This window comes from Paenibacillus sp. FSL H8-0104 (assembly GCF_038050215.1).
Taxonomy (GTDB): Bacteria; Bacillota; Bacilli; order Paenibacillales; family Paenibacillaceae; genus Paenibacillus; species Paenibacillus amylolyticus.
On sequence record NZ_JBBOTC010000001.1, the window covers coordinates 860,673 to 874,642 of the forward strand.

General features: G+C 46.1%; 15 protein-coding genes. 10 read left to right on the forward strand and 5 right to left on the reverse strand.

Features of this window, described 5'->3' with window-relative positions:
* The first annotated feature begins 196 nt into the window (after positions 1-196).
* Positions 197-1,102, forward strand: coding sequence for an AraC family transcriptional regulator (locus tag NST38_RS03940; protein ID WP_076253826.1), 906 nt, complete (start codon positions 197-199; stop codon positions 1,100-1,102).
* Positions 1,103-1,205: 103 nt separating this feature from the next.
* Here the strand turns inward: NST38_RS03940 and NST38_RS03945 are convergent, their stop codons facing one another.
* A complete protein-coding gene (locus NST38_RS03945) occupies positions 1,206-2,018 on the reverse strand; it encodes a DUF1129 family protein (RefSeq protein ID WP_083685008.1) in 813 nt (270 codons plus the stop codon).
* Positions 2,019-2,430: 412 nt separating this feature from the next.
* Here NST38_RS03945 and NST38_RS03950 point away from each other — a divergent pair, with 412 nt between their 5' ends.
* The 3 genes from NST38_RS03950 (at position 2,431) to NST38_RS03960 (ending at position 4,637) form a co-directional block, all read left to right on the forward strand.
* On the forward strand, positions 2,431-2,664 hold the full coding sequence (locus NST38_RS03950; RefSeq protein WP_047840502.1) for a hypothetical protein: 234 nt from the start codon (positions 2,431-2,433) through the stop codon (positions 2,662-2,664).
* A 253-nt stretch (positions 2,665-2,917) separates the two neighbouring features.
* The gene (locus NST38_RS03955; RefSeq protein WP_036606057.1) at positions 2,918-3,748 is read left to right on the forward strand and encodes an alpha/beta hydrolase; all 831 of its coding nucleotides are present in this window, start codon (positions 2,918-2,920) and stop codon (positions 3,746-3,748) included.
* 103 nt (positions 3,749-3,851) lie between these two features.
* Positions 3,852-4,637, forward strand: a complete 786-nt coding sequence (locus NST38_RS03960; RefSeq protein ID WP_017690674.1) for a DODA-type extradiol aromatic ring-opening family dioxygenase — start codon at positions 3,852-3,854, stop codon at positions 4,635-4,637.
* Between the two features lie 172 nt (positions 4,638-4,809).
* Here NST38_RS03960 and NST38_RS03965 read toward each other — a convergent pair whose 3' ends face one another.
* Together NST38_RS03965 and NST38_RS03970 are read right to left on the reverse strand one after the other, a co-directional pair.
* The gene (locus NST38_RS03965; RefSeq protein WP_017690673.1) at positions 4,810-5,022 is read right to left on the reverse strand and encodes a hypothetical protein; all 213 of its coding nucleotides are present in this window, start codon (positions 5,020-5,022) and stop codon (positions 4,810-4,812) included.
* Between the two features lie 155 nt (positions 5,023-5,177).
* The gene (locus NST38_RS03970; protein ID WP_036606056.1) at positions 5,178-5,720 is read right to left on the reverse strand and encodes a DoxX family protein; all 543 of its coding nucleotides are present in this window, start codon (positions 5,718-5,720) and stop codon (positions 5,178-5,180) included.
* 337 nt (positions 5,721-6,057) lie between these two features.
* On the opposite strand from NST38_RS03970, the gene NST38_RS03975 reads away from it, so the two are divergent.
* The 5 genes from NST38_RS03975 (at position 6,058) to NST38_RS03995 (ending at position 10,972) form a co-directional block, all read left to right on the forward strand.
* Positions 6,058-7,131: a DUF3048 domain-containing protein gene (locus tag NST38_RS03975; protein WP_036606055.1), complete on the forward strand. Its 1,074-nt coding sequence runs from the start codon at positions 6,058-6,060 to the stop codon at positions 7,129-7,131.
* Between the two features lie 317 nt (positions 7,132-7,448).
* Complete coding sequence (locus tag NST38_RS03980; RefSeq protein WP_017690670.1) at positions 7,449-8,069, forward strand: DUF47 domain-containing protein; 621 nt, start codon at positions 7,449-7,451, stop codon at positions 8,067-8,069.
* A gap of 14 nt (positions 8,070-8,083) precedes the next feature.
* The gene (locus NST38_RS03985) at positions 8,084-9,073 is read left to right on the forward strand and encodes an inorganic phosphate transporter (RefSeq protein WP_036606054.1); all 990 of its coding nucleotides are present in this window, start codon (positions 8,084-8,086) and stop codon (positions 9,071-9,073) included.
* A 349-nt stretch (positions 9,074-9,422) separates the two neighbouring features.
* Positions 9,423-10,382 carry a magnesium/cobalt transporter CorA gene (corA, locus tag NST38_RS03990; protein WP_036668386.1) on the forward strand — a complete coding sequence of 320 codons (960 nt, stop codon included), beginning with the start codon at positions 9,423-9,425 and terminating at the stop codon, positions 10,380-10,382.
* 128 nt (positions 10,383-10,510) lie between these two features.
* Positions 10,511-10,972, forward strand: coding sequence for a DIP1984 family protein (locus NST38_RS03995; protein WP_036668384.1), 462 nt, complete (start codon positions 10,511-10,513; stop codon positions 10,970-10,972).
* Positions 10,973-11,367: 395 nt separating this feature from the next.
* Here NST38_RS03995 and NST38_RS04000 read toward each other — a convergent pair whose 3' ends face one another.
* Complete coding sequence (locus NST38_RS04000; RefSeq protein WP_338707752.1) at positions 11,368-12,456, reverse strand: DNA alkylation repair protein; 1,089 nt, start codon at positions 12,454-12,456, stop codon at positions 11,368-11,370.
* A 133-nt stretch (positions 12,457-12,589) separates the two neighbouring features.
* The gene (locus tag NST38_RS04005) at positions 12,590-13,225 is read right to left on the reverse strand and encodes a hypothetical protein (RefSeq protein ID WP_341343781.1); all 636 of its coding nucleotides are present in this window, start codon (positions 13,223-13,225) and stop codon (positions 12,590-12,592) included.
* A 454-nt stretch (positions 13,226-13,679) separates the two neighbouring features.
* Here NST38_RS04005 and NST38_RS04010 point away from each other — a divergent pair, with 454 nt between their 5' ends.
* Positions 13,680-13,970 (forward strand): YerC/YecD family TrpR-related protein, encoded by a 291-nt coding sequence (locus NST38_RS04010; RefSeq protein WP_017690665.1) that lies wholly within the window; start codon positions 13,680-13,682, stop codon positions 13,968-13,970.

Here is a 13,970-nt window from a genome sequence, read left to right on the forward strand (position 1 = left end):
CGTGAATTTCAGACTCGCTTTTTGAAAATCTTGTTGTCAAAAAGGTTCCTAAGACCATTGTTACATCGGGAACAAATAATGGATAATAAAGGGAAGTTGGCCATATAGATTGAACTAAATATTTACATGAAACGGACAGTGTAAATATCTTTAGTTCACCTTATGTAGGAGCCTATGAGCCGAAAGGAATGATGGAATGCTTGCGTTTCGTTTGATGGGCCTGCCGGATTCCCGGTTGCCACTGTACCTGTATTGTGTGGGCACGCAGGAAGAAAAAGTTCTGCATAGACCGGATGGATTTCCGGTGTATCAGTTGTTTTTGTCACGCGGTGGTGAAGGGCAGTTCAAGATAACGGGAAAAGGGACATGGATGATAGGAGCAGGGCAGTTATTCATCGTGGAACCCGAGGTTGCGCATGAGTATGTGCCTCATTCCAAATCCAAAGGGGAACTGGGTTATATCGGTATTGGCGGTGCATCGGCTGGATCGGTATTACAATCCACGGGTTTGCTTCAGAACGAGCCTTGCCATATCCCCGGTTTTGAAATCATCTGGTCACGCATGACCAATCTCTGGCACGCGTTGGATCAAGGAGCAACGGAGATGTGGGACACATCAACCCTGATCTACCAGCTCATTTTGGATTTAGCACAATCGAAAATACCATCTGATGTCGGCATAGGAGGTATTGGAACATCCAGGGCACAGGATGGCACTGTAAAACACTCTAATCGGGAGCCCGATCCGAGCAAGGATGCACTCATCCGAGCAGTAGCATTGATGCATACGCACTATCAGGATGACCTGTTATTGAAGCACATCGCTGACGCAGTGGGTTATTCGGTGCAGCATCTCAACCGACTATTTCACCAGCATTATGGCGTGACAGGACATCAATATATGCAACGATTACGTTTGCAGAAGGCTTCGGACTGGATGGACAAGCATCCACGAGCAAGTGTACGAGAGGCGGCAGAGACCGTAGGGATGGAAGTGAACTATTTTATCCGGATGTTCAAGCGGGAGTTTGGAGAGACACCGGGCAAAGAAATCAAACATCGGAACCAGCTCCAAATGGAAAAAGACCTCACGAATTCGTGAGCGTTCCCGTGCCCATGTCACGTGTACCTAATATCAGAAGGGTTTAAATTCGTCAGAACATGAAAAAGGGACCCTCAAGGCCCCTTAATCGCTTATATACGTGTTATGCAGTTTTCTTTTGTCCAAATAAAGGCCTTACCGTTGCAAGTCCCACAACTCCGATCACTGCACTCACCCATGGAGCCAGTGCAAATACCGGAAGTTTATCACGCAGTGGATACCCTACAAAGAGCACAAGGACCACGATGACGATGTAAATGATGATTCCCTTAAGGTTAACCTTAGGTACGGTGTTCTTGTCCGCTCCTTCATCGTCTGGTCGCTCAGCAAGACGGCGAAGCATCTCCACCAATGCAATACCGCCAACTGCCGCAACGATCAGAGAGAACAGACTGATGTGTTGGAACGGCTCCGTATCTCCGCCAGTCCAACCCACGAACAATCCCACACATCCTTGAATCAACATGACAAAAGACAAAGCCGCCCAAGCGATCATGACATACCACTTTGGTGTCCGTTTCACAGGCTCTGGATTCTCAGTTGGCTGTGGTTCTACAGCGTTGGCATTCTTTTTCGATGAAGCTGTTGAACTAGTATCACGGGTTGGGCTGGATTTACCCATCTCAACGACAGCCGTCTTCTCCGGTGCTGTATTTGTAATCCCGAGCTGTGTATGGATGTCTTGTTCCAGATCAGGTCCGTATAACTCGCGAGCGGGTTTGTTATCCCGCTGAGCCTGTACGATTGCTTTTCCTGCGGAGAGTATCCACTCTTCCTGTGTTCTCTCGTCCGCTGGCGCATGACGCGCAATTGTGCTGATCTCGTCATACAATTTCACATGTTCAGGTGTCATTCGACTCATCTCAGTTATTTGCCGATTCTGTATTTCTTTAAGCTTCTTATAGGAAATCCCCAATGATTGCTCCCCCTGTCTACACACGTTCTGATCTTCCAATGGACTGAAGACCCTGACGGTATTTTAGTATACGGGAAGGGCTCTCGTTTCGCAAAGTCATTCCTTATAAAAAAGCTGCTCATGGTGGACCCATATCCATACACAGGCCAGTATAACACAGGTGCATAACAGTACCAGTTTACCGTGATGTTGAATCCATTCCAGTAGATGTTCCATGAATTCATTCCTTTCGGCAGAAGGATTCCGAGGCATATGCTGCCTATGTTTGTTCGTTTATTTTCCCCCGTTCATGTGAAAAAATACCCTCACGCCTCACAGATCTAACGATTGTGTGAAGTATGCATAAAGAGCAGCCGATTCCATCACAATAGTAGCATTTCCAACAGAAATCCAAGATTGGAGTGTGCTTGTTATGGATAAACAAACAGAATTGACGCGGAAGCTGCTACTGAACAGCAACTCCCGTGGAGTCGTGGACGAGGTTGTATCCTTTGAAGAGAACCTGGAGGATACGGAGTATGCAGAAGAACTGACAGATGGCAATTTGAAGGGAAGAAGTTTCTGGGACAATAGTGATTCGGGTCATGAGCATGAGTGGAATGGACGGGTGGAGACCCACGAGATGTTCCGTAGAAGCTACGAATAACGATCCTGTAACACTTGATTTGAATTCCAAATGATATCCGGGCCAGCTGTCATCAGCGTGGCTCATTTTTTTGTGCTTATTATCCGATAAAATGTAGATTGGTAGTCGACGTAGAAAGGTTTTTACTTACGTTGACTTGAAGGTTACGGGATGATAATATATGAATAACATCTTAATACACACTAAACTTATCGGATTATATATATTTAATAAATAAAGCTCAACAGGCTAAGCGTGGAAAGGGGAAATCGGTATGGAACGTCAGATCAGTATCCGTCATGGACAGGAAGAATTAACAGCCACGATTCATTATCCGGTTGTGAAAGATATCAAGGAGGAGAAGAGTCAGCAGCGAGTCCCTCTGGCGGTCATCTGCCACGGCTTCGTTGGTAGCCGGATCGGCGTGGATCGTTTGTTTGTAAAGACTGCACGGGAGCTGGCTGAAGACGGTTATCTGGTCCTGCGTTTCGATTATATCGGTTGCGGAGAGAGCAGTGGGGAGTACGGAGCGGAGGGACTGGAGTCCATGGTGCTGCAGACCCGTTCGGTGCTGGACTACGCGGTGAATTGCAGTGATGTAGATCCTACGCGTGTTACGCTGATTGGTCATAGTCTGGGTGGTGCCGTTGCATTACTAACTGCTGTACGTGACAAACGTGTCAAAAACCTGGTTATGTGGTCCTCCGTGGGTTATCCATTCAATGATATCGTGAAGATTACGGGACGGGAAGTATACGATGAAGGCGTGAAACTGGGTGCGGCTGATTATCTGGGATACAAATTCACACCGACGTTCTTCGAGTCTCTTGCTGAACAACAGCCATTCCAGGAAGCAGTTAAGTTTAGCGGAGATGTACTCGTCGTGCATGGCACGTCAGATGAGATTATTCCTGTAGACTACGCATTCCTGTATCAAAAGGTATTCTGGATGCGCCAAGAGGGCCGCTGTGACAAGGAGATCATCTTCCAGGGCGATCACACCTTCTCTTCAGGTAAAGAGCGGGAACAGCTAATTACGCGTACCAGAGAGTGGCTGGGCGAACGTCAGAAGATCGAGCAGGATTGGCAACACTGGATGATATAAGTGGCAGGATTACAACTGTTTGGGGATGTCAGCTTGGAAAAGCGCCTTCTTAAGGGTAAAATAGAGGAGTAAGCATTCTATCCGTGTCTGGAGGTTGGCAGCAATGACATTACCCGCACTTTTCATTGCGCATGGTTCTCCCGCTCTGGCGGTGGAGAGCAATGACTACACTCACTTCTTGAACCAGCTTGGAGACAGGCTGCCGGCTCCGAAAGCCATTGTCGTATTTACGGCGCATTGGGATTGTCCTGAACCGTCCGTGACGATGGATGATACACATCAGACCTTGCATGATTTTTACGGATTTCCTTCTACGATGTATACGATGGAATACCCTGCATCTGGGCAGCCGGATTTAGCGAACGAGATATGTGCTTTGTTCACCCGTAGCAATCTGGCACATCAGCCGATTCGAGGCCGAGGGCTGGATCATGGCGTATGGGTACCGTTGCTCCATATGTATCCCGAGGCTAACATTCCTGTGATTGCTGTATCTGTAGACTCGCTGCGTACGCCGCAGGAACAGTATGATATTGGCCGAATGCTGGAACAGCTACGTCATGATGATGTGTTAATCATTGGCAGCGGTGGAACGGTTCACAATTTGCGATTGCTGGGCAATACGGATGAACCGCAAGAGTGGGCGGTGGAATTTGATAACTGGATCGGGGAGCGCTTGCAGCAGTGGAACACAAGAGAACTGTTTCAATATGAGAAAAAAGCCCCTCATGCACGTACGGCGGTTCCGTCGTATGGTACAGAACACATTGCACCTTTGTTCTACGCCATGGGTACAGCGGATATGTCCCGATCAGCGAAGCGTTTATTCCAGTCTTACCCTTACGGAACGCTCAGTTTGAACTGCTGGCAGTTTGGAGACGGCGTGTAACTTGGAACAGACAACAGCCTGATTATGGTGCTTGAAGCCAGTTTCGTACGGATAACATAACGTGTATTAATGCATACAATTACAATATATAAACAAAAGAAGGTTACTGTACACCCTTGAAGGGCTACAGTAACCTTTTTTCAATATGAGGACTTATTCATGCAATAGATCTTTATTTGCGGATTTCGAACAATTCACAGTCTGTACGCGAATGATAAGCGAGCTCACTGACACTGGATTGTACTACTACGGTGTTGCTGTCAAAACGGATAATGATGCCACCGGAGTCAATCTGGTGATTATCTTTAAAAACTCGAACCTTATACTTCATATTCATGGCTTCCTGGAAGTCCGCATCGGTCTCGAGACGTCGCTGGGTCGGCATATCGTGTACTCCTTTGAAGTTCAACTTTATTTCATCATAATACGATTTTCTGTGGATGGGCAAGTCAGTCAGGCATTCAGGCTGATTTTGAAAAGTAAAAAGCCCTGCTCTCCAGGGGGATTGGGAGCAGGGCCGAGAATTCTATGAATGATTGCTTAAGCTGTTTTTTGAGTAGGGCTAATCGTTGGTGTGTCTTTAGGAAGATTTCCTTTGTTGTTACGAGTGAACAATCCGCGAAGGTAAGGCAGTACCCAGTGATCCAGACCGATTTTACCTGCATTTGCACCAGCAACGACAAGGAAGATTTCCATTACAACCAGTTGAGCATTCGTGCTTACTGTTCCCGAGAAGAGGAACGCGAAGTTCATGACCATAGCCATCAGTGCTGCTAGTGTAGTGAAGCAACCGAGGATGAGACCCAAACCTACAAGGAATTCACCCAATGGGATAACGAAGTCGAACAGTCCTGCGTTTGGTACTGCGAATTTCTCAAGGAACGTTGCCCACCATGCTTGAACTGCTGGATGATCACCTGTTGCTTTTTCTACCGCACCGGCCAAGAACCCGCCAGCTTGGAATCCGCCAGTCAATTTGCTCCATCCGTGAGTCATCCAATCATAACCGATATACACCCGAAGTACTGTCAAAATCCACATTGCTACTTTGTTTTCTCTAAGCCATTGGTTTGTGCTGAACATATGAACCACTCCTTCATGGAATCTAGTGTGTGTTGTTTTTGTTTTTCTAAGTGATCACCTTTGATGTCTTTATTGTATAGTTCAAAAGTTGTTTTGTTTGTGATTAAAATCACAATCTAGTTCAAATTTTAAGTAAGGTTTGAGAAGTTCACATTTAGGACATATTTTTCTCGCAAATCGCTGTTTCAAATGTGAATTTCAAGCTGTATCAAGGCCTTCTAGGCGCAGACAAATCGGATGGGGTGTGATTAAATGGAAAGAAATACGTGAAATGGTTGCCCACATGAGACATATATCACAACTTAGAACCAGGCCATATCGTTCAGGAGGTCCTATATTGAAGCTTTTTAAATGGAACAAAGCAGCATCGGTTGCATCTCTGTTTATTCTCTCATTAAGTCTTGTTGCCTGCCAAAACCAGGAGGTGGCGCAGATGCCAGTTCAGCCAGAACCGACACCTGCACCTGTACAAGAAGAACACGTGGAGGAAACCAACACGTCTCTCTATACAGCACCTCTGACGGGTCTGCCTGTAGATGAAGCGATTACGCGTCGACCACTCGCCGTAATGATTAATAATGCACCCGCAGCTCGGCCCCAATCGGGTCTAAGTTCAGCCGATATCATTCTTGAAGTTCTCGCTGAGGGAGGCATTACCCGTTTCATAGCCATCTTCCAGAGTGGAGGCGGTGCGGAGACGGTTGGACCCGTTCGCAGTATACGTCCATATCTAATTGAGCTCGGCGAGAGTTATGATGGGGTACTTGTTCACGCCGGAGGCAGTCCGGAGGCGTATTCCATTTTGCAAAGGCAGCAGAAACAGCATATGGATGAAATCTCGAATGGTGGACCTTACTTCTGGCGTTCCTCGGATCGTAAAGCCCCACATAATCTGTATACTTCAGCGGACAAGCTGAGAGAAGGGTCAGACATCAAGGGTTACAGCCATGATTTCAAGTCGCCGGTATACAATTATAACGAAGAAGGCGCGACATCCGCAGGAGAGGCAGTGAAGCAATTTGATATCCATTATTTATTGGATAGTTACCGGGTGACGTATGATTATGATGAAGTTAGCGGACGATATATGAGAATGGTGAATGGCAAGGCAGATCAGGATCTGGATAATGGGACTCAACTTGGTGCAGCGAACATCATTGTGGCAGGTGCAGATCACAAGGTGCTCGATAGTGTAGGTCGGTTGTCCGTTAATTTGGAACAGGGCGGGGAAGCCATGCTTTTTCAGAAGGGCAAGATGATTCGTGGGCAGTGGGTGAAGAAGCAGGGGGATATTATACGGTTTGTTCAAGGTGGCAGTGAAGTTGCTCTTGTACCGGGTAAAACCTTTATCAGCATTGTTCCCAATCAACCGGAATTTTCCAGTCATGTGAAGCTGGCTGCGCAGCAATAAAAGGATGTAATGAAAGAAAACAATGAAACATGTATTCATTTTGTTGTCGAAAAGGCATTATATTTGTCCTTAGCGTGAAAAGTAGAATCGTGTCGATTTTGAATTTTGATGTCGAATTGTAAACGCAGTGTAAAATCTTGACTTGAATTTACCATTATTCCAAATAATTAAGATTCATTTCAGATTAATGTGATAAGAATATAAAAAAGGATCACACCTTTTGTACAAACCATGAAACAAATATGATAAGATATCAAAGGTTGTCATTTCATGTTTCATCGGTTGTCGGCAATTTTTCTCGTAAAGGGGATAGAGCTATGAAGCTTAAGAAGAAGAAGGATATATTTTTTGAGACACTGGAGAATATGGCAGATACGGTTGTTCAAGCGGCAGATTATTTCTCCCAGCATGTTTCCAACCTTCAGGATGTGACTCTTTTTGCTAATGAAATGAAGAAGTACGAGTCGAAATGTGATGATTACGTGCATACGATCATTACAGAACTCAACAAAACATTTATCACGCCGATTGAACGCGATGATATTATGGAGCTGACAACAACACTTGATGACGTATTGGACGGACTCGAAGCAACGGCTTCCCGTTTCTATATGTACCAACTGACAGATCCAGATGATGAGTTCGTCATACAGTTTGCTGAAATTTTGCGCCAATCGGCTTACGAAATTCAGAAGGCGATCCATCTGCTGTCCCAGAAAAAATTGCTCGCGATCCGTGAGTATACCATTCGTTTGAATGATCTGGAAAACCAAGGCGATGAAGTGCTGCGCATGTGTATCAAACATCTCTTCGCTACCGTGTCTGATCCGATTGAACTGATCAAGCGTAAGGAAATTTACGAACGTCTTGAGACAACAACGGATGCTTGTGAAGACGTAGCGAACGTGCTTGAATCCATCATTATGCGTAATTCTTAAGGAGCCAGAGAATAATGGAAACAACGATTTGGGTATTGGGTATAGTCGTCTTCCTTGCACTGGCGTTTGACTTCATCAACGGTTTTCATGACACGGCCAATGCCATTGCGACTTCGGTCTCAACCCGAGCACTGACGCCGCGTCGAGCTATTCTTATGGCAGCGGTGATGAACTTTGTCGGTGCGATGATGTTCACAGGTGTTGCGAAGACGATTGGGGGGAGTGTGACCGACCCCACCACGCTGGATAACGGAATAGAGGTCGTCATAGTCACCTTGATATCAGCGATTATCTGGAACCTGGTTACATGGTGGTTTGGTATTCCGTCTTCCTCATCACATGCACTTATTGGAGCCCTTGCAGGTGCCGTACTCGTTGGCGCAGGATCTGATAAAGTGAAATGGAGCGGATTCATTGATATCGTTGGAGGTTTGTTATTATCACCTCTGATCGCATTTGCCATCGGTTATGTGGTCATGACGATTCTCAAATATATTTTCGCCAAACGCAGTCCGCATAACGTGAACAAAGGTTTCCGTACGGTACAGATTTTCACGGCAGCACTGCAAGCATTCACGCATGGTACGAATGATGCACAGAAAGCAATGGGGATTATTACCTTTGCTCTGGTTGCGGCAGGTGTACAGGATAATCTGGATGTTCCGCTGTGGGTTAAAATTTCAGCGGCAACAGCGATGGCTCTGGGTACGTCCATCGGTGGTTGGAAAATCATCAAAACGATGGGTACCAAAATCTTTAAAATTGAACCGATTAATGGTTTTGCCGCGGATATTTCAGCTGCTTCCGTTATTTTCACAGCAACGTTGCTTCACCTTCCAGTTAGTACAACGCACGCGATCACCTCAGCTATTCTGGGTGTGGGTTCCGCGAAACGTTTCTCTGCTGTGAAATGGGGACTTGCTGGACGTATCATTATTACGTGGTTCATTACGATTCCGATTACCGCGGGACTGGCAGGATTGCTCTACTGGATTATTTTCTAAAAAGAGAAGTTATCCCGAACGAATTCGGGGTTACCAGACCATCTGTTCATAACTGTGTGAATATCGGGATATGTGGACAATTATACAACCAAAATCAAGAGACGCCTGTGCATGAACGTGTGGACAGGCTGGATATGTGGATAGCCATCCGTGGAATGATAAACCAAAAGAAGATATTCCTGTGGATACAGGGAACTGTGGATAGGGAAATGAGAGAAGCCAACAGGGTTGGCTTTTTTTGTTGTCGAGTTTGAATGTGTCTGTGGATATTTTGGACACGTGGGAGACGTACCTATGGTTAAAGTTGTACAATGACGTAAAGATACAGGACAAGGACGTGGTCTAATTTATGATTCGTACACTCGCCATTACACGAGAACATCAAGTCTCCGTTAACGTACCACTTACACAGCTGGATCTGAACGATTATGCCTGGGTATGGGCCGATTTTAACCAGCCGACGGAAGAGGAAAGCCGTTTGCTGGATACATATTTTCATTTTCACCCTTTAGCTATTGAGGACTGTCTGCATGTGTTGCAGCGGCCCAAGCTCGATTATTACGATAATCTGCAGTTTCTTGTGCTGCATGCACTGAACCCGTCCACACTGGAAGCCGAGGAGGTTGACTTGTTTCTCGGATCAAACTTCCTGGTGTCTTTTCATCATGGCGTATTGGAGGAAGTGGATGAAGCGTGGGAACGCTTGTTGCACCATGCACATGAACGAACCATCTGGGCGCGAGGTCCGGTGGCAGCAGCCTATACGGTGATGGACAAGCTGGTCGATCATTATTTTCCGTCTCTATTTGCCATTGAGGATGAACTGGCTGAACTGGAGAACCGGGGTGGACAGGAGTCAGTTGAAGACTTGATGAACCAGGTGTTTGATCTGCGGACTCGATTGCTGAAGCTCAGACGAACGGTAGTACCGATGCGGGATCTGCTCTATCGGGTGGTCAATTCCCAGCATGTACAGCGAACAGGCGAACATACGGCTTATTTTACCGATATCTATGACCATTTATTGAAGCTGACGGATATGATTGAAGCCGATCGGGAGATGACTGCTGACCTGCGCGATAGTTATATTTCCCTGAACTCCAACCGGATGAATCAGATCATGAAGACACTCACGGTGATTACGACTGTATTTATGCCGCTCACACTGATCGCGGGTATTTATGGCATGAACTTTGCCTATATGCCTGAGCTTCAATGGAAGTTTGGGTATGGGGCTGTGTTGCTGTTGATGTTTGTGCTTGGTGGAAGCATGGTGGCCTGGTTTGTAAAACGGGGCTGGTTTAAGTGAGAACGAGTGTAATCAGATGTTAGTAACATAAACTTGTAATAACGTGTATCCACAGGTAAAATATAACGATATGTGAATAGATTCTGGATGAATTATCCATACATATCATTGTGGAAGGATGGGATACGATGAGATTGGCAGAGGCTCTTGTACTGCGTGCAGATGAGCAGAAGAAGATAGCTCAGCTCAAGCAACGTCTGGAACGCGTAGTTAAAGTTCAGGAAGGTGAACAGCCAGCAGAGGACCCACAGTTGCTTATGATTGACCTGGAGAATACGATCCGGAGCCTGACGGTATTGGTTAAGAAAATTAATAAGACCAATGCACAGACTGACTTCACAGCTGGAGTTACGCTTGCAGATGCCCTTGCAGAGCGGGATGGAATCATGCAAGAAAGAGCATCGTTTAACGAGGTTTTGCAGAATGCGTCCATTCGCCAGGATCGGTACAGTCGTTCTGAAGTGAAGTATGAGCGAACCGTGAACATAGCAGATATTCAACAAAAAGTGGATAGCCTTTCGAAATCCTACCGGGAACTGGATTTTAAAATTCAGGAGAAGAACTGGACCATAGACTTAATCGAGGAATAAAACTGCGTCGGTAACCCTATCCAAATGAAGCGAGCATAACCCACCAACGGGAAGTTGGAAACCTGGTAGACGCTGGGCCATGTCTAACCCATATCATCATTTAGCCCAATATTGTTACAAGAATGCGCAGCATGGATGTATCGTGTATCTTTCTAATTGTTACGACCATATGCAGGTCTTTGGATAGCGGTGAGGGTGGGTAAGGGGAATTGCAGTTTGAACTACATATGAAGAAGGCCACTGGGCCATGATCTCGGGCAGTAATAAATGTCGGGAGATGATGTTTGCCAGGTGGCCTTTCTGATTCTTCTATTAGAAGTTTTGAAAAAAATGTATCCACATGTGAATAACTATTCCGCTTCAACAAGCTGTGTATAACTTATGATGACTTCCTTTTACTCCATTTCAAGAACAAAAGAAGTTGTAGCTGCTTCTTTGCCATTCACAAGAATGGTAAGCGTATGCAGACCGGCATAATATTTTCTCGTTGTGATGACTTTGAACGATTGTTTAGTGGCTACCTTGGTTCTGCCTGTCGGGTACATTTTATCGGAGCATTTGAACCGTTTGGGGGCCTGCTTGCCATTTGCCTTCATATAACCCATCTCATATTCAATTCGCAGCATCTGGGACTCGCCGCTCTCGTTAACGACATCAAACGAAAAATGAAGATCCTCGCCAATGCTAATCGTATCTTGGACAAGCTGAAGCTGCTCAATGTGAATCGAATCCTGCTCGTTATAACCAAAAAGACTCAGTGCTTTGCGATGTCCTTTCTTCAGTAATGACCTGCTGGCATGCCGGACAATCCAGTCTGTGTGTGCATGTTGTCCGTACCAGGTCGTGGCCAGATCCATAACCAGTTCAGGGTGGTCCTTGGAGATGTCATTCAGATGATTGGCGACACTTTTGCGAACATAGAGGGACTCGTCCTGTTTCAATGCATGCAGAATCGGAAGTACAGGTGTTGGATCAGTGATAAAGTTCTGGAGTTTCGCACCCCATGGCAAACGTGGCCGGCTGCCCTCACTGGCAAGTCTGCGGATATGCTCGTTGTTGCTCTCTGCCCACGCCATCATATGTTTCATCGTTTGGATTGGATAATGTTCAATAAACGGGCGTACCGCGAACTCCGAGCTGGAATAAGGTGTGAAGAGGGTCAGATACTTCATGGATAACTCGTAATCCTCTGGGTCAAGTCCGTTCACTTCGATAAAATCCGGTACAAACAGATATTCAACGCCTCTCATCGTCGGGGCGGCTTGTTCGATAATATGTAATGCTTCCTCATAATTGTCCGGCAGTACCTGGGTCAAAGCCAGTGTGATTCTGCGAATGCGCGCTTTGAATTCCAACTGTTCCCAGCCTTCGGCGAAAACCAATTCATGAAATTGCTGTGTATCCAGCTTCGGGTAGAATTGACGCATCTGTTCGCCGGTCCGATCGATTAATGCGGGAGTGTATTTGTCTTTGATAAGTTCCATGGTCCGCCTCCTTTAGTTACTATCCAGTATACCTCAAATTACAGAAATAAGAACGTAAGTTCCTGAAATTTATTTCTATACGGATGAACGGTGTTAAGGCACCCACCTTCTGTATGGGGGTGCCTGAATTTTCTTAACCTTTGCGACTTTTGGGACGGCGCTTTGTGGAATTGGATTTGCGACGGGTTGGAGTCGTATTACGGCGACGTGGAACATTCGTTGCTTTGTTCCGACGTTTGTTTTTGCGTTTGCGGGACGGCTTATATTCTTCATAGTCTGCATCGGCCGCGCTGCTATCCGTTTTTCCTTTTCCAAAAGGCAGAATGCCCATAACGAGTTTCATCATCGGAGCCATCTGCTGGATACCACCAACGACCTTCTGCATTTTGCCAATTCCACTCATGATTCCATCAATTCCGCCAAAGCGGTCGATCATTCCTTTTAACTCACCGATGTTGGCTAATGAAAAGCCGGAACTGCCAGTAGCAGGCGCCGTTACCGGAGGTGGGGGAACAACCTGAGCTGCACCTCCATAAAAGTTCCCGCCAGCCACACCCTGCCCATAGGGTACGACTGCAGATGCTTCGACTTCACCGAAGCTCGGGTAATGGGGCTCTACGCCAGGATACATCGGTTGGATCTGGGTTTCATTCAAAGACCGCGGAACCACACCGGGCGGCATATAGGCAGAAGTATGTGCCTGCCGATGAGCATGAGAAGACGGACGCTGCCCTGGTGCTGGCTGGCGGTGATAATAATGCTGTGGCATGAAAGATCACGTTCCTTCTATGTTGGATTTCGGAATTGCGTTCCATGAGTTGCATGACAGATGTACATCATAGACCCTTGTGGAACTCCCTTTTGTTATACTGTATGTCATTCGCGGAGAGACGGCGTAGGCGGGTATCCCGGAAAACGGGATATTTGCGGATTTGGGCGCATGTAAGATGGCAGGTTCACGAAGAGTAAAATGCAGTTTAGACACAAAATTGTCACATTTAGAAGGATTGAAATCCTACATAAGTAATCGGATATATACAGGTGAAAACTGGGAAAAAGCGCGGAAATTTCGCCCGATGTACGCGAGGGGAGGACAATAGTACCTTTTGTAAGCGGTAACATGTATTTTTATTCTGTAGTGCGTGAAATCGGTAACGCTTGAAATACCAACTCAGGGTGAGTACAATGTAGGTACACAGTAACCGCTAGGGGATGATGATGAAATGCAGCTGAAAAAGCTAAATGATAAAAGCATTGAACAACTATTCGAGGCTATTTTGACGCTAAAAGATATTGAAGAGTGTTATGTTTTCTTTGATGACCTCTGCACAGTTAACGAGATCCAATCCATGTCCCAGCGGCTGGAAGTGGCTCGTATGTTGGGTAAAGGCAATACGTATAACCAGATTGAAGCAGAGACAGGTGCGAGTACAGCTACAATTTCACGTGTGAAACGCTGCCTGAATTACGGTAATGATGGTTATAAAATGACGCTGGAACGCCTGGGACGCTAA